General features: G+C 69.9%; 20 protein-coding genes. 4 read left to right on the forward strand and 16 right to left on the reverse strand.

The window, feature by feature from the left end:
* Positions 1-717, forward strand: coding sequence for a helix-turn-helix transcriptional regulator (locus DKM19_RS07595; RefSeq protein ID WP_110705542.1), 717 nt, complete (start codon positions 1-3; stop codon positions 715-717).
* Positions 718-841: 124 nt separating this feature from the next.
* Here the strand turns inward: DKM19_RS07595 and DKM19_RS07600 are convergent, their stop codons facing one another.
* The 4 genes from DKM19_RS07600 to DKM19_RS07615 all read right to left on the reverse strand — a co-directional run bounded on the left by DKM19_RS07600 (position 842) and on the right by DKM19_RS07615 (position 7294).
* Complete coding sequence (locus DKM19_RS07600) at positions 842-2722, reverse strand: propionyl-CoA synthetase (RefSeq protein ID WP_110695084.1); 1881 nt, start codon at positions 2720-2722, stop codon at positions 842-844.
* 84 nt (positions 2723-2806) lie between these two features.
* Positions 2807-3817, reverse strand: coding sequence for a carbohydrate kinase (locus tag DKM19_RS07605; protein WP_110695085.1), 1011 nt, complete (start codon positions 3815-3817; stop codon positions 2807-2809).
* Between the two features lie 224 nt (positions 3818-4041).
* Positions 4042-6822, reverse strand: coding sequence for a PEP/pyruvate-binding domain-containing protein (locus DKM19_RS07610; protein ID WP_110695086.1), 2781 nt, complete (start codon positions 6820-6822; stop codon positions 4042-4044).
* On the reverse strand, positions 6794-7294 hold the full coding sequence (locus DKM19_RS07615; protein ID WP_239514133.1) for a MarR family winged helix-turn-helix transcriptional regulator: 501 nt from the start codon (positions 7292-7294) through the stop codon (positions 6794-6796). The genes DKM19_RS07610 and DKM19_RS07615 overlap by 29 nt, the downstream gene beginning before the upstream one ends.
* 662 nt (positions 7295-7956) lie before the next feature.
* Between DKM19_RS07615 and DKM19_RS07620 the strand changes: the two genes are divergently transcribed.
* Complete coding sequence (locus DKM19_RS07620) at positions 7957-8433, forward strand: peptidylprolyl isomerase (RefSeq protein ID WP_204359039.1); 477 nt, start codon at positions 7957-7959, stop codon at positions 8431-8433.
* A 193-nt stretch (positions 8434-8626) separates the two neighbouring features.
* Here DKM19_RS07620 and DKM19_RS07625 read toward each other — a convergent pair whose 3' ends face one another.
* The 5 genes from DKM19_RS07625 to DKM19_RS07645 all read right to left on the reverse strand — a co-directional run bounded on the left by DKM19_RS07625 (position 8627) and on the right by DKM19_RS07645 (position 13983).
* Positions 8627-10999: a serine/threonine-protein kinase gene (locus DKM19_RS07625; RefSeq protein WP_110695089.1), complete on the reverse strand. Its 2373-nt coding sequence runs from the start codon at positions 10997-10999 to the stop codon at positions 8627-8629.
* A 253-nt stretch (positions 11000-11252) separates the two neighbouring features.
* A complete protein-coding gene (locus tag DKM19_RS07630) occupies positions 11253-11684 on the reverse strand; it encodes a cupin domain-containing protein (RefSeq protein ID WP_110695090.1) in 432 nt (143 codons plus the stop codon).
* 203 nt (positions 11685-11887) lie between these two features.
* On the reverse strand, positions 11888-12571 hold the full coding sequence (locus tag DKM19_RS07635; protein WP_110695091.1) for a pentapeptide repeat-containing protein: 684 nt from the start codon (positions 12569-12571) through the stop codon (positions 11888-11890).
* Between the two features lie 10 nt (positions 12572-12581).
* Positions 12582-13223 (reverse strand): hypothetical protein, encoded by a 642-nt coding sequence (locus DKM19_RS07640; RefSeq protein WP_204358696.1) that lies wholly within the window; start codon positions 13221-13223, stop codon positions 12582-12584.
* A gap of 94 nt (positions 13224-13317) precedes the next feature.
* A complete protein-coding gene (locus DKM19_RS07645; RefSeq protein ID WP_110695092.1) occupies positions 13318-13983 on the reverse strand; it encodes a DUF4097 family beta strand repeat-containing protein in 666 nt (221 codons plus the stop codon).
* Between the two features lie 221 nt (positions 13984-14204).
* On the opposite strand from DKM19_RS07645, the gene DKM19_RS07650 reads away from it, so the two are divergent.
* Positions 14205-14939 carry a helix-turn-helix domain-containing protein gene (locus DKM19_RS07650; RefSeq protein WP_110695093.1) on the forward strand — a complete coding sequence of 245 codons (735 nt, stop codon included), beginning with the start codon at positions 14205-14207 and terminating at the stop codon, positions 14937-14939.
* 234 nt (positions 14940-15173) lie between these two features.
* On the opposite strand, the gene DKM19_RS07655 is transcribed toward DKM19_RS07650, so the two are convergent.
* Positions 15174-16061, reverse strand: a complete 888-nt coding sequence (locus DKM19_RS07655; protein ID WP_110695094.1) for a helix-turn-helix transcriptional regulator — start codon at positions 16059-16061, stop codon at positions 15174-15176.
* Positions 16062-16188: 127 nt separating this feature from the next.
* Here DKM19_RS07655 and DKM19_RS07660 point away from each other — a divergent pair, with 127 nt between their 5' ends.
* Entirely contained in the window at positions 16189-17187 is a 999-nt protein-coding gene (locus DKM19_RS07660) for an aldo/keto reductase (RefSeq protein WP_110695095.1), read from the forward strand.
* A gap of 61 nt (positions 17188-17248) precedes the next feature.
* Here the strand turns inward: DKM19_RS07660 and DKM19_RS07665 are convergent, their stop codons facing one another.
* The 6 genes from DKM19_RS07665 to DKM19_RS07690 all read right to left on the reverse strand — a co-directional run bounded on the left by DKM19_RS07665 (position 17249) and on the right by DKM19_RS07690 (position 21847).
* A complete protein-coding gene (locus tag DKM19_RS07665; RefSeq protein WP_204358697.1) occupies positions 17249-17851 on the reverse strand; it encodes a hypothetical protein in 603 nt (200 codons plus the stop codon).
* Positions 17852-17906: 55 nt separating this feature from the next.
* Positions 17907-18800, reverse strand: a complete 894-nt coding sequence (locus DKM19_RS07670; protein WP_239514134.1) for an alpha/beta fold hydrolase — start codon at positions 18798-18800, stop codon at positions 17907-17909.
* A 16-nt stretch (positions 18801-18816) separates the two neighbouring features.
* The gene (locus tag DKM19_RS07675; RefSeq protein WP_110695097.1) at positions 18817-19176 is read right to left on the reverse strand and encodes a DUF4345 domain-containing protein; all 360 of its coding nucleotides are present in this window, start codon (positions 19174-19176) and stop codon (positions 18817-18819) included.
* 385 nt (positions 19177-19561) lie between these two features.
* On the reverse strand, positions 19562-19849 hold the full coding sequence (locus DKM19_RS07680) for a hypothetical protein (RefSeq protein WP_110695098.1): 288 nt from the start codon (positions 19847-19849) through the stop codon (positions 19562-19564).
* A gap of 101 nt (positions 19850-19950) precedes the next feature.
* A complete protein-coding gene (locus DKM19_RS07685) occupies positions 19951-21126 on the reverse strand; it encodes a helix-turn-helix domain-containing protein (protein WP_110695099.1) in 1176 nt (391 codons plus the stop codon).
* A gap of 73 nt (positions 21127-21199) precedes the next feature.
* Positions 21200-21847 carry an HAD family hydrolase gene (locus DKM19_RS07690; protein ID WP_369988272.1) on the reverse strand — a complete coding sequence of 216 codons (648 nt, stop codon included), beginning with the start codon at positions 21845-21847 and terminating at the stop codon, positions 21200-21202.
* Positions 21848-22042: the final 195 nt, after the last annotated feature.

Consider the following 22042-nt stretch of genomic DNA (forward strand, 5'->3'; position numbering starts at 1 on the left):
ATGGTCCTTGAGCTGCCCTCGCGTGCGGTGATCGCCCACCATGTGCACGACGAGCATCAGCTGGTGTATGCCAGCACCGGAGTCATATCGGTCGCAACGAGTGCGGGGAGTTGGATCGCCCCCGCAAATCGGGCGATCTGGATTCCCGCAGGGGCGAGCCACCAGCACCGCGTGTACGGACCGACCAGGTTTCACGGTGTCGGTCTGCCCGCCACGCGCAACCCCCTGGGCGTGGACGTCCCGGCGGTGGTCGAGGTGAGCTCGCTGTTGCGCGAGTTGATCATCCACTACACCGAGCAGCCGGACGGTACGGAAGAGCCTCGGCGTCGCCAACGGTTGCTGGCCGTGCTGATCGATCAGCTGGCCGCGTCGCCACAGCAACCGATCCGACTTCCCGCGCCACACGATCCTCGATTGATCGAGGCCTGCAGGCTGGTCGAGGAGAACCTGTCCACAACCTTCGATCTTGAAGACCTTGCTCAGGCGTGTCGCTCCAGTGCACGCACCTTGGCTCGACTGTTCCGAGACGAGATGCGGATGAGCTACGTGCAATGGCGAACTCAGCTACGGCTGTATCACGCCCTACGCATGCTTGCCGACGGAGCCCAGGTGAGCACGGTGGCGCACCGCTGCGGGTGGAGCACGGCGAGCACGTTCGTCGACGTATTTCGCCGCACCTACGGGCATACTCCCGGCGGGCGTCAGCGCGCCGAATAGGCTGCCCGGGCCGCACCTCGGCGAGTGCCGTACGGATGAGGCCTCAGGATGTCTCCTCCAGCGTCGCCGTACGGATGACGGCACCCCGGCGGCGACCGGGTGCCGGATCCGGTGACGGGGCCTCCTACGGCTTCCGGTTCGGTCCGATGATCGGGCGCAGGACGTCCAGCACCGTCGCGTCCTCGATGGTCGGGGGCGCGGGCTCGTCGGCTCCCTCGGCGATGCCGCGCATGGTCTTGCGCAGGATCTTCCCCGACCTGGTCTTCGGCAGCGCGGGGACCACGTCCACCTTCTTGAACGCCGCTACGGCGCCCACCTGATCCCGGACCGCCTGGATCAGCTCGGCCCGCAGGGAGTCGAGGCCGGTCTCTACCCCGCTCTTCAGCACCACGAAGCCATGAGGGACCTGACCTTTCAGGGCGTCGGCCACTCCGATCACCGCGCATTCGGCCACCGCCGGATGCGCGGCCAGCACAGCCTCCATCGACCCGGTGGACAGCCGGTGCCCGGCCACGTTGATCACGTCGTCGGTGCGGCCCATCACGAAGAGGTAGCCGTCCTCGTCCAGATAGCCGCCGTCACCGGTCAGATAGTGGCCGGGGAAGGCCGACAGGTAGGACTTCACGTAGCGCTCGTCGTCCTGCCAGAGCGTGGGAAGCGTGCCGGGCGGCAGCGGCAGCCGTACGCAGATCGCGCCCTCCTCGCCCGGGGCGCAGTCGGCGCCCGAGGGCGTGAGCACGCGCACGTCGTAGCCGGGGACGGGCACGGTGGGGGATCCCGCCTTGATCGGCATTGGCTCCAGGCCGCGCAGGTTGGCGGCGATGGGCCACCCGGTCTCGGTCTGCCACCAGTGGTCGACGACCGGGACGCCCAGTTTGTCCGACGCCCAGTGGTAGGTGTCGGGGTCCAGGCGCTCTCCGGCGAGGAAGAGCGTCCGCAGCGACGAGATGTCGTAGCCGCCGAGCAGGGCCGCGGACGGGTCCTCCCTCTTGATCGCCCGGAACGCGGTCGGCGCGGTGAACAGCGCGCTCACCCCGTGTTCGGCGATCACCCGCCAGAACGCGCCCGCGTCGGGGGTGCCGACCGGCTTGCCCTCGTACAGCAGGGTCGTGGCGCCGAGCAGCAGCGGGCCGTAGACGATGTAGGAGTGGCCGACCACCCAGCCGACGTCGGAGGCCGTCCAGAACACCTCGCCGGGGTGGATGTCGTAGACGTTCGTCATGCTCCACAGCAGCGCCACCGCGTGCCCGCCGTTGTCGCGCACGACGCCCTTCGACCGGCCGGTGGTTCCGCTGGTGTAGAGGATGTAGAGCGGGTCGGTCGCCTTTACCGGGACGCACTCGGCCGGTTCGGCCTCCGCGCTCGCCCAGTCCACGTCCCGGCCGGGCACGAGCTCCGCCGGGGCCTGCTCGCGCTGCAGGATCACGCAGCGCGCGGGCGGGTGTTCGGCCAGCTCCAGGGCGGCGTCCAGCATCGGCTTGTACGGCACGACGCGGGTGGGCTCGATCCCGCAGGAGGCCGAGACGATGACCGTGGGCTGCGCGTCGTCGATCCGGGCCGCCAGCTCCCTGGGCGCGAATCCGCCGAACACCACCGAATGCACCGCCCCCAGCCGCGCGCACGCCAGCATGGCGATCACCGCCTCCGGGATCATCGGCATGTAGATCACCACCCGGTCACCCCTGCCCACCCCGAGTGATCGCAGCACCCCGGCGAACCTCGCGACCTCATCGAGCAGTTCGGCGTAGGTGTGCTTCCCCGAGGCGCCGGTGACGGGGCTGTCGTAGATCAGCGCGACCCGGTCGCCGTGGCCCGCCTCGACGTGCCGGTCGAGCGCGTTGAAGCAGGTGTTCAGCTCCCCGTCGGGGAACCAGCGGTACAGGGGCGGGTTTCCCGCGTCCAGCACCTGACGGGGTGCCCTGGTCCAGGTGACCGCCTCGGCGGCCTCGGCCCAGAAGCCCTCGGGGTCGGTGATGCTGCGGGCGAAGGCGTCAGCGTACGGCATCTCGCCATCATCTCCCTTCCCCAACCGCTTGGTCGAGACATCCCTCCGCCAGGTCGTGCGCCGTTTTCCCGACGCCCGGCCGGATCACCTGGTCGGCGGGGACGCCTCGCCTGCCAGGTCACGCGCCCACGGCGGGTTGGCCCCGGCGACGGAGCAGGTGAGCGCGGCGACCCGGGAGGCGAAGGCGGCGGCGTCCCTGGCCTGGTCGAGGTCGAGCTCGTCGAGCCGGCCGCCGAGCCGGCCGGAGGCGTGCAGCCGGTGCAGGAGTCCCGCGGTGAAGGAGTCGCCCGCGCCGACCGTGTCCACCACGTCCGTGGGAGGCGCGGGCACGGTCGCCCGCTCGCCGTCGAGGGAGACGGTCGCGCCCCGGGAGCCGCGAGTGATCACGATCAGGCGGGCGCCCGCGGTGTGCCAGGCGTCGCAGATCCGCTCGAAGGGCTCGCCCGGGTGGATCTGCTCAAGGTCGTCGTCGCTCAGCTTGACGATGTCGGCCAGCGCGCACCACCGGGTCATCCGCTCCCGGTAGACGGCCAGATCGACGAACCCGGCGCGCACGTTGGGGTCGATCGAGACGGTGGCGCGGGTGGCGGCCTCGGCCAGCAGCTCCTCGACGGGTTCGGCGCCGGGGGCGCGGACCAGGGCCAGGGAGCCCGTGTGCAGGCAGGAGACGTCGCCGAGCCGCTCGGTGGTCAGCTCCGCCGCGGTCCACTGCCAGTCGGCGGAGCCCTCCGCGTAGAAGGTGTAGACGGCCTGTCCCGACTCGTCCAGGGTGGCCACCGCCAGCGTGCTGGGCTCCTCGGCGGTGACGGAACCGGTCAGATCGACCCCGGAGGCGCCGAGGTGGGCGCGGAACAGGGCGCCGAAGGAGTCGCGGGAGATCCGCCCGAGAAAGCGAGCGGAGGTGCCCAGGCGGGAGAGCGCCACGGCGGTGTTCGCGGGGCTGCCGCCGGGCAGGACGCGCAGGGCGAGCTCGCTCTGCGCGGTGCTGCCCGGCTCGCCCTGCGAAGGGCCGCCCGGCCTGGCCTGCGAAGGGCTTCCCGTGACGAAGGCGTCGGCGACGCACTCGCCGAGCACGGCGACCTGGCTGCGGGGCATGTGGCTGCCTTTCTGAACGGTCCGACAGGAGGCGCTCGTCGGCATCGCCGATTCGTCACGGCGATTGTCGCAGGCGCGGAGTCCGAACCGTTGCCGCGCCGGACCGGTTGAGCACGAGGGCCCACTCTGTCACCGGATATTCAGGGCGGATGCCCGTCCCTCGGGCGAGGGAGGAAGCACTCCTTCAGACCCGACTGAAAGGCCGGGTGCTGGAATCCCCGGTTTCACAGCCGAGGAGGACGTGAAGGTACGGCTGTGATCACGGCGCCCGAGGTGCCGTCGACGGTGATCATCTGGCCGGTGACGATCTGGTCGATCGCGTGGGCCACGCCGACGACCGCCGGAATGCCGTACTCGCGGGCGACCACCGCGCCGTGGGAGTTGGCGCCGCCCATCTCCATCACCAGGCCGCCCGCGGTGAGGAACAGCGGGGTCCAGCCGGGGTCGGTGGAGGGGCAGACCAGGATCTCGCCGGGCTCCAGATGGGCGCCGATCGGGTCGAGGACCACCCTGGCGACTCCGGTGACGTGGCCCGCGGAGGCCGGGGTTCCGGTCAGCGCGCCGTCCACCGGTGCATGTGTGGCGACGGCCTCCGGCTCGGTGCCGTCCGACAGCATGACGCGGGGCACATGCCTGCGGCGGAGCTCCCGGGCGGCGTCCTGGTGCCGTTCGGAGACGAGCGCGCGCAGTGCGGTGGGGCCGGAGGTGGAGTCGAGGGCGGCCCTGACCTCGCCGAAGGTCAGGAAGAAGATGTCGTCGGGCGAGGAGAGCAGGTCGCGGGCGGTCAGATCGGCGCCGATGATCCTCAGCTCGGCGCGCAGGGCCGCCAGCGCGGTCACCAGGTAGTACTTGGGCAGTTCGCGGAGGCCGGCCAGGGCCCGTGTCCGGCCCAGGGCGAAGCGGACGGTCCGGCCGCGGAGGCCGCCCGCGCGGGAGCTCAGAGTCTTGATCATGAGAGCGGCCTCGGCGGCACCCCTGGTGAACAGGGCGTCGGGGGACAGCGCCGGGTCCTCCAGCCGGAGGTAGTTGGCCAGGACCCCGATGATGTGCGTCGGGTCCTCCGACCAGCGCGGCACCCCGAAATCGATCTCGGCGACCGCGCGACCGCCGTAGACGGACAGGAACTCCCTCAGGCCCCGATCCACCACGCCGGGCAGCGACCCGTCGTGGAAGTGCTTGACGAGCTCGGCGGCGGGAGCGCTCAGCAGCAGCGATGTGGCGGTCTCATCCTTGCGGATCCGTTCGGCCAGGTGCCACAGGGCCAGGTCCATCTCGGTGGTCACGTTGTGCGGGAGCCCCCGCAGGACGGTCTGGAGCTCGCCGGGGCGGGCGCGGTCACCGAGAAGGCGGTAGGCCAGGCCGAGCATGGCGAACCCGGCCGCCGCCCCCGGAAAGATCTCCGGCAGCACCGGGATGACCTGGGTGCCCAGCACTCGTTCGACGCGGTCGAGCCGCTCCAGGGGCGTGGCGTTCGCCGGGGACACCAGCCGTTCGCGCAGAGCCGCCCCCACTTGATCCACGTGCCTGTGCGCCGACTCGGGCTTCAACAGGGCGTGTAAGGCGCGCGGCGGGATCCGGAAGCGGACCCCGAGCCTGACGAGCCGGCGCAGGGTGGGGCGCACGGAGCGCTGGGTCACGCTGAACCGCGGGTCGGTGAACAGGCCGCGCAGAACCTTGGCGGACCTGGCCTCCATCACGTCGAGCACCCTGGGGAAGAGCGCCCGGCCCACCCTGCCGCGGATCAGCCCGGTGGCGTCGATGAACAACCGCCCGCCCGCCTCGGCGAACAGCGGAGCCCCGGACAGCCGGTCGGGCACCGGAGCTCCCAGCATCTCGGCGGCGGACGAGGACAGCAGCCGGAAGGCCGACATGCCCATCGGGGTGATCGGCGCGTAGAGCCCCTGGGCCACGCTGAAGCAGAAGTAGATCCGGATGTCCTCGGAGGCGACGGATCCCGCCGCGCCGCCGGGGACGGCACGGGCATCGGTGACCCCGCGTGTCGCCCCTCCCTCCGGCGTGGAACCGAGCCCGATCGGGTGGTTTCCTCCGGTGGGTCCGGCGTGCCGGGGGATCGGGAAGAGGGTGGTGATCGGGCGTGACTGGGTCAGCCACAGGGTGCCGTCGGCGTCGATGGCCCACTCGGTGTCCTGCGGGGATCCGTAGTGGTCCTCGACCTGGCGGCCGAGGTCGGCCAATGCCCCTACCTGGGCATTCGTCACGCAGGCCTCCTCCATCGGGGCCTCGACGTGCTCGACGCCGCCACCCGCCAGAGACCGTACGGCCAGCCGCTTGTCGCCGAGCCGTCGTTCGGTGATCTGTCCGGTGGCGGTGTCCACCACGAAGTGGTCGGGGTTGACCGCGCCGGAGACCACGGCCTCGCCGAGGCCGGGGCTGGCGTCGATCACCGCCTCGTGGCGCCGCCCGGTGACCGGGTTGGCGGTGAACATCACTCCGGCGACCTCGGACTGGACCATCTCCTGGATGACCACGGCCAGCCGCACGGTGTGGTGATCGACGCCGTTCGCGGCGCGGTAGGCGACGGCCCGGTCGGTCCAGAGCGAGGCCCAGCAGCGCCGGACCGCGTCGAGCACGGCGTCGGCGCCGATCACGTTGAGGTAGGTGTCCTGCTGCCCGGCGAAGCTGGCGTGCGGCAGGTCCTCGGCGGTGGCGGAGGAGCGGACCGCGACGGGACCGTGCGCGCACCGCCGTACGGCGTCGGCGATGTCGTCCGGGACCGGTGCGGAGAGCACCAGGTCGCGGGCCCGTGCGGCCAGCGCGTTCAGGGCCGTGATGTCCCGGGCGGGCGTCGCGGCCAGCGTCGTGAGCACGTCTTCCAGACCGGCCCGCTCGGTGATCCGGCGATAGGCCTCGGTGGTGACGCACAGGCCGGGCGGAACGGGGAGCCCGGCGGTGGTGAGCACGCCGAGGTTGGCGGCCTTGCCGCCGACGAGGGGCAGCATCTCTGCCCCGATGTCATCAAATTTCAGGATGAGTGGGATGGACATGGGTGCGTCTCCTTGAGGCTTCGCCGAGCAGCGCCATCGCCCGGGTCACGAGCTCGCGTTCTTCGGCGGTCAGATGGGCCATGACGTCCAGCTGGGCGTCGGCCCTGGCGCGCTCGAACTCCCGCAGAAAATCCGTGCCGCGCTTGGTGAGGGCGATCCGCCGGGCACGGCGGTCGTGGGGGTCCTCGTGCCGGTCGACCAGGCCCCGCCGCACGAGCTGGTCGACCAGACGGCTGGTGGCCGAGACCGATCGGTCGATGCGTTCGGCGAGTTCGCGGAGCGTCGGGGTGGAGGGGTGATCGAGGACGTAGAGCGTGGCGATCTGGATCACGGAGGGCTCGTCGCCTTCGAATCCGCGCAGCAGGTGGAGCAGGAAGCCGGGGATCAGAGCCCGCCGGAAGTCTCCGATGTCGTCGGCCAGGCGGTCGCGCGCCGCGCTGGCCGTCGGCGTCATGGGGTCCACTGGATCCATCGGACAACTCCTTGCATCACTGCAACTAGTGCGTGTATGCAACGTTAATCCGAGTCGCCAAATAAGTCAACAGGTGATGAAATTAGACCACGGAACTCGATCGACTTCCCCATCGAGCGGGATGCGCGCGGTGACGCTTCGCCTGCCTGCGGCGGATGACGCTCGCGAAGCGTCACCGGCGCCGAAAAATCTTTGACGTCACTGTCCGTGGGCCGGCGACACGAGAGTCTCCCGGCTCAGAAATCCGCGGAGACACGCGCTTGATCGTTGATGATGCAACGGTCGCGTCCTACCGTGAGTATCTGCATCGACGCTCAAAGTAGCGAACTTTCGGTTGTGAATCATGAAAGGCCGAGCATTTCGCCGGTCCGGCAGGTCGGCTACTCGAATGGCGTCGGCCCGTGGCAGAGGCCATTGGCCTCGAATCGTCGCCCTATACGACCGGGACGGCTGGGAGATTCCGGGGCTCCCTTCGCCACGCCTTTCATGCATCGCCCGTAAATCATCGATTCCGAATGAGGTTCCGTATGAACAGGCACATCATTGGTCGAGTGATCGTCGCCCTGGTGACCGCGGTCGTGGTCGTGTCTCCGAGCACGCCGGCCGGAGCATCGGTTCGGGTCGCGGGGGACCCCCCGAGGCTTCCCAGGGTGTTCTTCGATATGGAGAGGGGCGGAGAACCCATCGGGCGCATCGTCGTCGAGTTGCGTAGCGATGTGGCACCGCGGACGGCGGAGAACTTCAGAGTGTTGGCCACCGGCGAGAAGGGCTACGGGTATGAGGGGTCCGGGTTCCACCGGGTGATTAAGAACTTCATGATCCAGGGCGGCGACTTCATCAACGGTGATGGAACCGGTGGTGTAAGCATTTACGCCGAAAGATTTAACGACGAGAATTTCACCCTCCGCCATGACGGTCCGGGCCTCCTGAGCATGGCGAACACGGGGCCGAACACCAACGGCTCGCAGTTTTTCATCACGACCGTGGCAACGTCCTGGCTGGACGGGAGGCACGTCGTGTTCGGCAGAGTGATCGAGGGCATGGACGTGGTGCGTACGATCGAATCCTCCCCGACCGACCAGGGTGACAGGCCTCTGAAGAACGTCGTCGTGAAGGACTGCGGAGTGCTGCCGAGCTGAGAGGGCACGGGTGCCGGGCCGCTTGGATGTCGCCGGCATCGGATGGCACCACCCGAGAGGGGCGGTCCCCTCGCCCCCATGGGAGTCGTTGTCGAACGTCACGTCCTTGAATCCGCATTCCGACCAGGTCATGCCGGTCAACCGGCCGGAAGGTGGCCGCTCCGGGGTTCGTGTCCCACCGGCCGCCGATGGGTCAGGAGCCGGGAGCGGGGAAGGGCGGGGCGAGGCTCCACACCCGTACCGTCTCGTCGCGGCTGCCGCTGACGGCGACGGGGGCGCCGCCGACCTGGCCGACGGCGACGGCCCAGACGCGGTCGGTGTGTCCGGTGAAGGGGGAGCCGACCCGCTGTCCGGTGAGCAGATTCCAGACCCGGACCGTACGGTCCTCGCCGCCGGAGACGGCGATCGGGGTGTCGTTCGCCTCGCCGAGGGCCACGGCCCAGACGGTGCCGTCGTGGCCGGTCAGCGAGTCGCCGAGCTGCCGTCCGCTGTCCAGGTCCCAGACCCGCACCGTGGCGTCGTCGCTGCCGGAGATCACGACAGGAGCGCCCTTCACCTGGCCGAAGGCCACCGACCTGACCTCGCCGGTGTGTCCGGTGAGCGGGTCGCCGAGTTGCCGGCCGCTGGTCAGGTCCCAGACGCGCAACGTGTTGTCGCCGCTGCCTGAGACCGCGACGGGCTCTCCGCCGACCTTGCCGTACGCGATCGACCAGACCGTGTTCGTGTGGCCGGTCATGGCCGCGTACAGCTGGACGCCCGTCGCGATGTCCCAGACCCGCACGGTCCGGTCCGCCCCGCCGGTGATGGCGACGGGAGCGCCGTTCACCTCGCCGATCGCCACCGCCTTGACATCCCCGGTGTGCTCGGTGAACGGCTTGCCGATCTCCTTGCCCGTGGTCAGGTCCCATACGCGGACCGTGTCGTCGTCGCTGCCGGTGAGGGCGATCGGCGCGCCCTTCAGCTCGCCGTACGCGATCGACCGCACCCACCCGGTGTGTCCGGTGAGCGGGTCGCCGAGCTGCCGTCCGCCGGCCAGGTCGAACACGCGGGTGGTGGTGTCGTCGCCACCGGTGATCGCCACCGGCGTCGCCTTCATCTGGCCGATGGCGATCGACCGGACGTCGTTGCTGTGATCGGCCAGTGGGTGGTCGTACAACGGGGTGCCGAAGGGCGCCGCAACCGGCCCCCCGGTCGCCGCGGGGGAGACGCTCGTGCCCGTGGACGGGGAGAGGGTCGTGCCGATTTCGGAGGTGCCCTGCCCCGTGACGGTCGTCTCCCGGAGCAGTGGCGGCAGGACCAGCGCCGCCGCGATCGCGACCACTCCCACCGCGGCGGCCGCCAGGGCACGGCGCGAGATCCCGCCCGCCCTCCGTGACCCCCCGGAGGGCACGGTCGCCGTCTCCGGAGGCGGCAGGAGTGAGGTCCCGGACATGGACTCGATGGGCGGTGCGGGCGGGGCCGCGGATGTGGATGCGGCGGGCGGAGCGGGCGAGGCCGCGGATTCGGCGGGCGGTACGAACGGTGACGCGGCAGGGAATCCGGGTGAGGACTCCCGCGCCGTCCCGGACGGGAATCCGGGTGGGGATTCCTGCGATGTTCCGGACGGGAATCCAGGGGAGGACTCCCGCGCCGTCCCGGACGGGAATCCGGGTGGGGATTCCTGCGATGTTCCGGGCGCGAATCCGGGGGAGGACTCCTGCACCGTCCCGGGCGGGAATCCGAGCGGGGACCTCTCCGATGTTCCGGGCAGGGGCGGGGCGGCGCCGTCGCCGGTGAGAATGCGGAACACGTCGGCGGTCGCGGGCCGTTCGGCCGGGTTCTTGGCCAGGCAGGCCGCCAGCAGCGGGCGGAGTATCTCGGGTACGCCGGACAGGTCCGGCTCGCGATACAGGATCGCGTTCACGATGGCGGGGACCGTTTCCCCGGGGAAGGCGCGATGGCCGGTCGCCGCGTACACCATCGTGCACGCCCAGCTGAAGACGTCGGCGCTGTACCCGGGCGACTCGTCGGTGAACTGCTCGGGCGCCATGTACGGCGGCGTGCCGATCGAGCCGGTCCCGGTGACGGTGTGGTCCAGGGCGCGGGAGATGCCGAAGTCGATCACCACCGGCCCTTCCGGGCCGAGGATGACGTTGCCCGGCTTGAAGTCGCGGTGCACGATCCCGGCGCGGTGGATCCCGGCGAGTGCGCTGATCGTGGCGATGGCCAGGCGGTCCAGGCCGCCGCCCGACCGTGGCCCGTCGGTCTTGACGAGCTGGTGCAGAGAGAGGCCGGGGACGTATTCGCTGACGATGTACGGCCGATTGCCGTCCAGTCCCATGTCGAGCACCCGGGCGGTGCAGAAGGGCGCGACCCGTCGTGCCACGTCGACCTCGCGCAGGAAACGCCGCCGGGCGTCGGCGTCGTCCGCCATCCAGGCGTGCAGCACCTTGACCGCCACGTCGCCGCCGGCCGGGGCCCGGCCGAGGTAGACCACGCCCTGGCCGCCACTGCCGAGACGGCGGATCAGCCGGTAGCCGCCGACCTGCTCCAAATCCTCCGGGCCGGGTGGGAGTGGATCCGACATGCCCACCTCTTCACGACCCCGTTGGAACGCAGCATGACAGGCTCCCCATGGTACGCGTCAGCGGTTTGGCGAACGGAGATGGGATCACCCTCGAATTGCTGAAAGGCGTTGCCGGGGTTGGGTCCTCGGTACGGCGTCGGCGGTCCGGCGAACGGAGATGGGGTCACCCTCGAATTGCTGAAAGGCGTTGCCGGGGTTGGGTCCTCGGTACGGCGTCGGCGGTCCGGCCGACGGTGAGGGGACCACCTTCGAACTACTGGAAGACGCAGCCGGGGTTGGGGACGTCTTCGGACAGCGGGCTTTGCGCCGGGTTCACGTAGAGGACGTCGAGCACGAGCGGCGTGGAGCCGAGGTTGCGGCCGACATGGACGTGATCTGCCCCGCTGGGCTCGACGAACGTGCTGCCGACGCCGTAGGTCTGGGTCTTCGTGCAGCTGGGGCCGGTGTGGGTGAGGATGCCCTGCTTCACCAGCGCGTGGAGCGTCCCGTCGTGGTAGTGCCAGCCGGTGCTCCCGCCGGGCTTGATGGTGATCTCCCGCAGGATGTAATCCTTTCCGGCCACGGTTCTCTGAGCGATGGTCTTGCCGGTGACCCCCATGGCCGGAGTGGCGATCGCGACCCCCGGAGACAGGGAGAGGCAGACGGCGGTCGCACCCGCGAGCGCGACCCGATGTGCAGTGCGCATGTGCTTTCCTTTCGAGCAGCCGAGAGGCGACTGAGAGGTGACACCGGTGTGCCGATCTCGAACAGCGGTCCACTCCGGGCCGTGCGATCGGCGGACCCGTGCCGAGCATTCGTGCGGGAGCGGTGTTCACGGTGCGTGACACCCGCCCCACCCCGAAGGTACAACACCTGCTCAGGACGGGGGTGCGGTGGATGGCGAATCGCCTACTCCTCGATGGTGATCCCCATCGCGCTCGCCAGGCTGTAGACCAGTCCCTGCGCGTCCTGGCTCTTGATGATCACGCCTCTGAGGCTGGTCACCCCGCCGATTTTCAGCAGCACGCAGTCGGCGAACCGGGCGCCTTCCATCTGCGCCCCGGAGAACTGGGCCTCCGTCAGGTTGCAGCGTTCGAACCGGACCCCCCTCAGATCCGCGTTCTGGAAGTTGATCTCCGGCATGGAGCAGTCGCGGAAGACGACGTTCTTGAACGTCGAGAACCGGAACGCCGTCAGGTCGGCGCGGCAGGAGTCGAACGTCACGTCCTTGAACCCGCACTCCGACCAGGTCATGCCGGTCAACCGGCTGGCGGACACCAGGGTGCGGTGCATCGAGGCCGACCTGGCCGCCATGCCCGACAGGTCGCAGCCCTTCAGCTCCACGTTGGAGAAGCCGCCCCGGCGCATCTTCGTCCCCGAGAACCGTGTGTCGACGAAGCGGCAGGTCTCGAACTCGACCGCGTCCGCGTCGCGGGACGACAGGTCGGACCCCCTGAACTCCAGCGACCGATACACCCCGTCGTCCTCGAGATCGTGCTCGGGGAGCCCCGCGGTGGGGAGCGACGCCGCCATTTTGGGGGCGAGGGGCTCTTTCAAACGCTGCGGCCGAGCGGGGGAGGTGCGAGGAGACATGCAGCGGAGCCTACTGAGTGCCGGTGACGGCCGTGATGACGCGCTCGATCACGTCGCTCCAGGGGCGCGCGGTCACCGTCGGGACGCCCGCCTTCGCTGCCTGCTCGGTGAGGCGATCACCGTAGAGGGCGCTCACCCGGGCTCGTTGGAGCTGCTCGCCGAGGCCGGGTTCGCGGCGCAGGTAGTTCGCCACGATCTGGGCTTCGTCGGGCTCGTGCAGGACCACGGCGGCGACCCGTCCCTTGGCGGGGATCCCGGCGAAGCCGTCGCGCGTGGCGAGGGAGGGCAGGAGGTAGTCTCCCTCGATGATCACCGGGGTGTCGGTCTCCAGGTGGTTTCCCACGATGGCGTCCACCGCGGGAACGAGCGCCTCGGCGACGGCGACCTGCAGATCGGCGATGTCCGCCGGGGGCAGCCGCGCGGCTTCGGGGTGGGTGCGCCAGTAGTGCAGGATCGGCTGCTGCTCCGGTGTGGTCATGGCCTGCAGCGCCTCGACGAGGTCGTCCACCTCCACGATCGGGACTCCGTAGTGCCGTGCCAGCGGATAGCTCACCCGGGTCTTCCCGGTCCCGGAGGCGCCGCAGAGGAGCAGGACACTCCAGCGGGGCCGACCGCCTCCGTCCATCGTGATGACGTCCCGATCCACATTCATCCCTCTCATTCGCGGTCACCGATTATCACCGGATGAGGAACATCACGTAAGGAGAGAACGACGGCCGGGCGGAAAGGTCCAGGGCCGTCGGACCTCAGAGGCTGCGGGCGGTGATGTCGCCGTGGGAGGTGGTGGCGCGGATGTCGAGCTCGACACCGCCGTTGTTCTTCAGGGCGTTGCTGATCCGGCCAAAGGAGGTACCGGCATCCAGCGCGGCCGAGACGCCCGCGGCGGCGGTGACCGAGATGTCGCCGGACTGGGTGCGCAACACGAGGGTGCCGCGCGCGGCCTCGGTGATGCGGATGTCGCCGCGTGCGGTGCTGACCTCGGCGGAGCCGCCGAGTCGGCCGATCTCCACGTCACCGTCGACCGCGGTGAGGCGGACGCTGGCGGCTTCGTCGATTTTGATCTGGTGGTAGGCGCCGTCGAAGGTGACCTCGCCCAGCCGGCCGACGCTGCGGAGTTCGCAGGCGGCGGTGGTGGCTTCGAGGTGGGAGCCGGTGGGCAGCTGGACGGTGATCTGGATGGATCCGGAGGGGCCGAAGAGCTGGTTTTTGGGCTGGGGGGTGTGGATCCGCAGCACGCCGTCGGTGTGGGTGACGGTGGTCTGCTCGGCGGCCTGGACGTCGCGGGTTTTGGCGGGGTTGGTGGGCAGGATCTCGACGGTGGTGTCGGGGCGGTCGGCGGCGATGAGCTGGAGGCGTCCGGCGGGGAGGTCGATGACGGTGGTGATCGGGGTGGGGGTGGCGAACTTCTGCATGATGCGCTCCTGTGCCTCGTTGTTTCTGACAATGGAAACGCTACGTTGCATTCCAGTACAAGGCAACATGTTCGTTGCGGATAATCGATATATTCGCAGGTGAAAGCGAGAAAATCGTTGCGATGACGTTGAAAGGAATGCAACAGTCATCTTCGTATGTGTTGCAATGGATTGAGAGTGAACGCTATGGTGGGGGCCTCAGGAACACGAAGGAGATCGCGATGCCGGGAGGCAGACTCACCCAGCAGGACCGCCAGCAGATCGCGCTGGGGCTGGCCGACGGCCTCGCCTACGCGGAGATCGCCCGAGGTCTGGACCGTCCCACCTCCACGATCACGCGTGAGGTGATGCGCAACGGCGGACCCACCGCCTACCGCGCCGACCTGGCCCACCGCGCCACCGAACGCCGCACCCATCGGCGCAGCCCGGCCGCGCCCCGGGGGCCGCAGGCGTCCCCGCAGCCCCACGGGCGCGACGCCGAGGCCGTGCGCGAGTACGAGGAGACGTTGACCACCGTCTTCATGCAGTCGGGCCTGCCCAAGATGATGTCCCGGGTGCTGGGCTGCATCTACACCACCGACTCGGGCAGCATCACCACGTCCGAACTCGTCCAGCGACTCCAGGTCAGCCCGGCGTCCATCTCCAAAGCGATCACGTTCCTCGAAAGCCAGGACCTCGTCCGCAGGCAACGCGACGAACGCCGCCGCGAGCGCTACGTCGTCGACGACGACCTCTGGTACCAGTCGACGATCGCCAGCGCCCGAGCCAACGACCTGCTCGTCGAGACCGCACGGCAGGGCGTCGCCATCCTCGGCCCCGGCACCCCGGCCGCCACCCGCCTCGAAAACACCGCCCGCTTTCTCGACTTCGTCACCGAGAGCCTCCTCCGCGCCGCGGAGCAGGCCCGCGAGGTCCTCCACACCAAGGCCGAAATCCCCGAGCCCAACGACCAGTGATCAAAAGTGCGGCCCGACTCTGCCGCGTTCCGGTGGGACCCCCTCACGGTCGAGACGGCTGTCCATGTCGAGGCAGAACCGGCCGCGGGAGTTGACGTGTGCCCCAAAAAGCGGAGACAGGGCGCGCCGGACGGACCGCAAGATGGCTCACTGCTGTTCTGCCCCTGGCCGTAGCCGGAGGAGTTCAGGGCCGAGATCCCCGAGAGTTCGCATGAACCGAAGGTTCTTCGGGTTCTATGAGTGGCCCTGGCCCTCGGGTTCGTACCGTACGGGCGTGTCCGTCGCCCCCGTGGGGAACTCCTCGAGGCCGAGCACCCGCAGCAGCTCCAGCCGCTCGCGCGTCTCGGCGTCCGCCGGGGTGAGCACCAGCAGCTGCTGGCCCTGGTCGGGAGTGACCAGGGTCTCGCAGTCCATCAGCAGGCGGCCCACCCGCGGGTGCAGCATGGTCTTGCGGTCGGCGCGCCGGACCGCCACCTCGTGCTCGGCCCAGAGCCGGCGGAAGTCGCCGCTCGCGGCCCGCAACCGGTCGACGAGTCCGGCGAACGTGGGATCGCCGGACCGGCGGCCGGCGGCCGCGCGCAGGTCGGCCACGAGCCGGCGGGAATGATATTCCTGCTCCTCGGGCGGGCTGACGGTGCGGGCGGCGGGATCGGTGAACCAGCGGTATACGACGTAACGCCGATCGCCGGAGAAGCCGGTGTGGTCGCCCGCCAGCAGGACGGCCACCCGGTTCTGGGCGAGGACCTCGCCCAGGTCGGACAGCACCATGGCCGGGGTGTCGCCGAGCAGGTCGAGCATGCGCATCAGGCCGGCGCGGGCGAGGCGGGCCACCCCGTCGGCGGGCGGGGGCCGGTGGCCGGCCAGGTGGAACAGGTGGTCGCGCTCGTCGTCGGACAGGCGCAACGCCCGGGCCAGCGCGCCGAGCAGCTGCGTCGAGGGCTGACTGCTGCGGCCCTGCTCGAGGCGTACGACGTAGTCCACCGACATGCCGGCGAGCATGGCCACCTCTTCCCGGCGCAGACCGGCGGTGCGGCGACGTGGACCGTCGGCGATGCCCACCTCGGCCGGGCGGATCGCCTCGCGGCGACGGCGCAGGAAGTCGGCGAGCTGTTCACGTTGCATGCCCTCATGGTCCCTCGCGGCGGGCGAGCCGATCCAGGGAGCGGCTCTCCCACGATGACCGCTCCGCTCCCGGATGTCACGGCGGGGGAGCAAAGTGGGTGACAGATCGACGACGAAGGAGAACACCATGCAGATGCGAACCCTGGGCACCACCGGCCCGGCCGTTTCCGCGCTGGGCCTGGGTGCGATGGGCATGTCGGGCGCCTACGGCGAAGCCGACCGCGCGGAGAGTATCGCCACCGTGCACGCCGCGCTGGAGAACGGCGTCACGCTGATCGACACCGGCGACTTCTACGCCATGGGCCACAACGAGTTGCTGCTCGCCGAGGCGCTGCGCGGCCGGGATCGGGACAGCTACAAGCTGAGCGTCAAGTTCGGCATGCTGCGGGGGCCTGGCTCCTCCGGGTTCGGCGGGTATGACGGCCGCCCCGAGGCGGTGAAGAACTTTCTGGCCTACTCGCTGACCCGGCTGGGCACCGACCACATCGACATCTACCGTCCCGCCCGGCTGGACCCGGCGGTCCCCATCGAGGAGACGGTGGGCGCGATCAAGGAGATGGTCGACGCCGGGTACGTGCGGCACGTCGGCCTCTCGGAGGTCGACGCGGCGACGATCCGCCGGGCGCACGCCGTGCACCCGGTCGCCGACCTGCAGATCGAGTATTCGCTGATCTCCCGCGCGGTGGAGGCGGACATCCTGCCCACGCTGCGGGAGCTCGGCATCGGCCTGACCGCGTATGGCGTCCTCAGCCGCGGACTCATCTCCGGGCACTGGTCCGCCGACCACATCGCCGGCCCCGGCGACAGCCGCAACTTCAGCCCACGGTTCTCGAGCGGGAACGTGGAACACAACCTCGCCCTCGTGGAGGCTCTGCGCCGGGTCGCCGAAGCGAAGGGGTGCACCGTCGCCCAGCTGGCCATCGCCTGGGTGGCCGCACAGGGCGAGGACATCGTGCCGCTGGTCGGAGCCCGCACCCGCGAGCGCCTGGCCGAGGCGCTGCCCGCGATGGACCTGAACCTCACCGCGGACGACCTCGCGGAAATCGAGAAGGCGGTGCCGCCGAGCGCGGCCCGCGGCGACCGATACCCGTCCGCGTTCATGTCCAACCTCGGCGTGGGCAACTGAGCCCGGCCCTCCGACGGCCGTGACGCTGTCACCTCCAACGGCAGGAGAGCCAAGCCGGTGATCAGTTGGTGTGGTCGCCGCCACCGACGACGGCGACCCGGTCCTGCACGGAGAAGGACATCAGACCGCGCCGGGCGAAAAACATGCAGCCCGCCAGGAGGGTCACGCCGGACAGCACGCCGCTGACGAAGGGCACCCATTCGACGGCGGAGGTCGCCGACAGGACGAGCCCGGCGACACCGAACAGGCTGAGGATCACACCGGGCAGGATGATGCTCCGTTGCTTCCAGGCCGGTGCCAGGGCGATGAAATGGACACCGACGACAAACGCGATCCAGGCGACGTTGGTCTCCTCGGGCCGGTCCCAGGCGCGGAGCACCGCGATCCCGCCGAAGAGCAGGACGACCTCGGCGACGACGACCAGCCAGTAGCCCCGGTTGAACATCCTCGCCGCCGGCGGTCCCGGAATGCCGGCCGGTTGGGCGCCGTCGGCCCTTCCTCTCCGGCCGGCGAGGACCCACATGGCGATGACGCAGGCGAGGCCGACGGAGGCGGCCACCCGAAGGACGATTCCGATCACTGTGTTCAGAGGGCTGTGTGCGTTGACGATCACAAAAACCGTCCCAAAAACCGCACCGATCAACATTCCGGTCATACGTTGCATGGCGCGAAATCCTGTAGGCCTCTTGATCAATGGCGGCCTCGGGGTGCTATGAGCGTCAGGACAGGAAGCTCGCGACGGCGTCGAGCCACGCGCGGGGCTGGTCGACGTGGGCCATGTGGCCCGCCTCCTCGATCACCACGGCACGGGCCGAGGGGATCAGCCTCGTGGTCTCGTCGGCCAGGGCAACGGGGAAGATCATGTCCTGCCGGCCGTGGAGCAGGAGCAGAGGGATGCCGAGGGCTGCGAGCCGCTGGGCCGCGTCCGTGTGACGGGCGGTGGGCAGGCCACCGGCTTTCCAGGAGCGCATCCACTCCCCGGAGAAGTGGACATCTGCCAGGCGATCCAGGTAGGCGGGCAGCATCTCCGGGCGCCAGACGTTCGCCGCCGCCCCCGCGACCGCCGCCGCGCGAGTGAGTTCGGGGCCGGACAGCGACGGGTCAGACCACACGGCGGACTCCGGGGCGCGCCGCTCCTCGCGTTCGCGCCAGCCGTCGAAGGCGTCAGGGGGCACTGGCAGAACGCTGCTGGAGGCGATGACGAGCCGTCGGACGCGTTCGGGCGCGGCCAGGACCAGGCGCTGGGCGATCAGTCCCCCGTAGGAGAAGCCCAGGACGTCGATCCGCGGGGTGCCGAACGCGTCCAGCAGGGCGACGAGGTCGGCGGTGGCCGCGGCGGGGGTGTACCGGTCATCGCTGAGGCCACGGGTGGAACGCCCGCAGCCGCGCAGGTCCGCCAGGGCCACCCGGTGGCGGCCGGCGAGCTCCGCGAGCGGTTCGCGCAGGTAGGTGTGGTCCCAGTCGGGGCCCCCGTGGACCACCAGCAGGGTGCGATCGGCGGGACCCGCTGTCTGCGCGACGAACAGTTCCACGACGGGTTCGGCGGACACGGCCACAACGCTCTCGGTGAACATCCGGCCAGTGTCCCCCACCGCGGGAAGGGCTCGGCTCACAGGAGCCCCGTGACGTCTATCCGCGGGTACGCCGTGCCCTGCTCCGCGTCCCGGCGGAGACGAGGGCCGTCGCGCCGAGGCCGAGCTCCACCCCGAGGTAGGCCCAGAAGGTCCAGTCGGTACGCGGGCGATCGAGTTTCAGGGAGGCCAGCCGGACCCCGGCCGCGCCGAGCCAGGTCACCCCTACGGCCACGTCGGCGGCGGGCTCCCGGCTGACCAGCGCCCATCCGCCCAGGGCGGCGTAGGTGCCGCCGAGCCCGGCCCGGGTCTCCGTCACGCCTCGCGCGCTCGCGGCAGGCAGGTCGAGCGCGGATCCCACGCTTTTCGGAACGACCATCCCGGCGACACCGGACAACATCAGTGCCGCGCTGCTCACACGCCCAAAATTCACTTACGTGACATTACAGCGGCGGGTACGGCGCGTGGCGACGGGGATGCCCGGGCCGGCCGAGACGCGTCCCCGACCTCGCCCACATCTTGCGCCGCCTCGCGGCGCAACGACCGCGGGCGGTATCGCCACCCGGTGGACAGAAGGATGAAAGTGGGGGCGCGAGCCACAATCCCCCAGTGGCTCGCGCCCCTACAACGCACGGTTCCGGCCCTCCAACGCGGCACCGTGCGGGCTTTTCCGCTCCGTCGTACCTCAAAGGAGTACGGCGAGCCGCGGTCATGATGATCGGCGGGGCTGGAGACGCGGCGATATGGCAGCTGACCGGCCGCAACCCGACTGAGGCCGGTCGCCGGCCATATCGCCGCGTCGGTCAGGAGGCCGGTCGCCCGACTTCCGCAAGGACGCGCTCAACGCGGTCCGCTGCGGCGACGATGTCGGATGCCGGGGTGATGGCCGTTCGCCAGGGGAACCAGAACCAGAGCACGCCCTTGGTGTCCGGCAGGGCCATGACGTTCTCGCTCAGAGCGGGGGCCGCGGGATTGATGACGGTGAGGAAGTGGGGCCGCCCCTTGACCGTGCTCAGCAGTACGGAGAACCTGCGGCTCTCCAGTTCGTTGCCGAGTTTGCTCAGGTAGTCGATGACCTGTTGCGTATCCACTGGCACAGGATGTCCTTGATGGGCTGGGGGGCTGATGGTTTACAGATTGACCGTCAGACGCCCCCGCGAGTGACACAGAGTGTGTCATCGGTGATTCTCTGTCAGATCGCGCGTACCCAGGCGGCGAAGCTGAGGAAGGCATCGGGTGGCGTCCTCTGGAGCCGCAGCAAGGTGATCAGCATTTCGCGGACCCGGGGATGCTCGCGAGTGTGCTGGGGCGCGATCTTCCGCGCCCGTTGCAGTGAGGCGAAGGCATCGTCGCGCCTGCCCGTCCAGAGCTGAGCCTGAGCCAGGTCGATGTAGTAGTGGGAACGCCGCTCCGCCGGTAGCGCCTGCGGTGGCGTCCAGTCTCCCGCCGCCCGCTCCGCGCGCTCGCCGTCCCCGAGCTCAACGGCTACGGATATCTCGTGGATGCGGACGGACGACGACCCGAAGGCCGTGCCGTGGTACACGCCCTCCGGCACGTGCCGGGCGCTCTCCCTCGCCTCGCCCAGGTGATCCCATGCCGTCGTGGCCTTGCCCGACCTTCCGGCCACCACCGCCGCGCGCATGTGCAGCGACCCGTAGGCGGCTGAGGCGGCGATTGACGTTCCCGGGTTCACCCGGGTCGCCGCCACCTCCAGCGCCCGGAGCGCGGGGCCGAGGTTGTGGTCGGCGAAGAACACCTCGGTACGGACGTAGGCCGCGGCGGCGCTCACCAGCTCGTCGCCGCTCATGGCGGCCGACCAGCGCATCAGCTCGATGATGCGCGACGAGAGATCGAGGTACTGGTATTTGAACGCGACCCCGTCGGCGGCCCGATAGGCCAGCGCGAGCAGTGTGGCGGCGCGCTCTCGCTCGTGACCCGTATGCGCGTGGAAGACCCGGATGAGCTCTGGAAGGAGGCTTGGGAGTGTCTTCGCGAGCTTGGTGTACTGGGACTCGAGACGCCAGGTGACCGCTGCCCGGACCGCGGGGTCCAGCTCTCGAAGCGTGCGGATCGGACCGTCCTCCGGCAGGTCGAAGGAGCCGATGATCTGCCGGATGCCGGGGATCGCGGCGTGCACGCGGCTGTCGCTCGGAGCGAGGCTCCCGGTGAGGCGGCTCGGGTCCACGTCGAGTGCGTCGCCGACGGCGATGAGGATGGCGGGAGTCGCGCGCCTGCTCCCTTGCTCGATCTTGCGGATGAGACTGGCCGACAGGTTCGCGGCAGCGGCGAGTTGCACCTGGCTCAGCCGGCGACCGGTGCGGGCAGCGGCTATACGCCTGCCGGTGGGGCTGAATTCGGGGAGAGACACATCAACTCCGCTCCGTTATATTTCCTTGGAACGGTACTCGGCGCAGACGTCTCGTATGAGGGGTTCGGGCCATTCATCGGCCCCGGCCGAGCAGCGCGGGCAACTCCGAAAGGGAGTCGATCCGCCGGTCGGCGGCCTCGATCAACGCGGGGTCACTCGCCCAGAGGTGCCCCCAGGGGCCGCGACGGATGGCGGCGGTGCGGAGACCGGCCGCTCTCGCCGGGAGGATGTCGTTGTCTCGGTGATCCCCCACGTAAACGATCTCCGCCGAACCGCCGGGAGCCATCTCGATGACCCGGCGGAAGAAGGCCGGATCCGGCTTGGCGACCCCCCACTCGCCGGACGTCGCGATCAGATCCACCGGCAGGTTCAGTTTCCGGAGCAGTTCGGCCGCCCGCGGGGTCTGGTTGCCGGCGATGCCGATCCACAGCCCGGCCTCCCGCAGGGCGGAAAGCGCGGGACGCACGTCCGCGTAAAGGTCGCGCTCCTCGATGTTCTCTCCCATCCCGGCGTCCTCACGACGCTGGCGCTCAAGATGAAGGTCGAAGCCGGGCCGGAAATACGCGAAGGCCTCGGAGTTGTCCCGCCCCGCCGCTGTCACGGCCCCAAGAACGGCGGAGAACGTATGGCGCGGTACGCCGATCCAGTCGGCCCACGCACCGAACTCCCGGCTGTCATCGAGCAGAGTCTCGCCGACGTCGAATACCACGGAGAGGATCACACTGCCAGCGTACGGACAGCGGTCTCCGTACGGTGACCGCGGAATCAACAAAATAAAGTTTCCATATTTACTGGACCTTGTCAGGAGTATGGCGGCGGCCGACCCGACCGCGCGTCCCAGCGGATGCGCGGCGCGATCGCGGAGGGGTCCGGCCGGTTCGAGGTTGTCGCCACGCGTCTCCGGCCGCAGGCAGAC

Source organism: Streptosporangium sp. 'caverna', from assembly GCF_003203775.1.
GTDB lineage: Bacteria > Actinomycetota > Actinomycetes > Streptosporangiales > Streptosporangiaceae > Streptosporangium > Streptosporangium subroseum.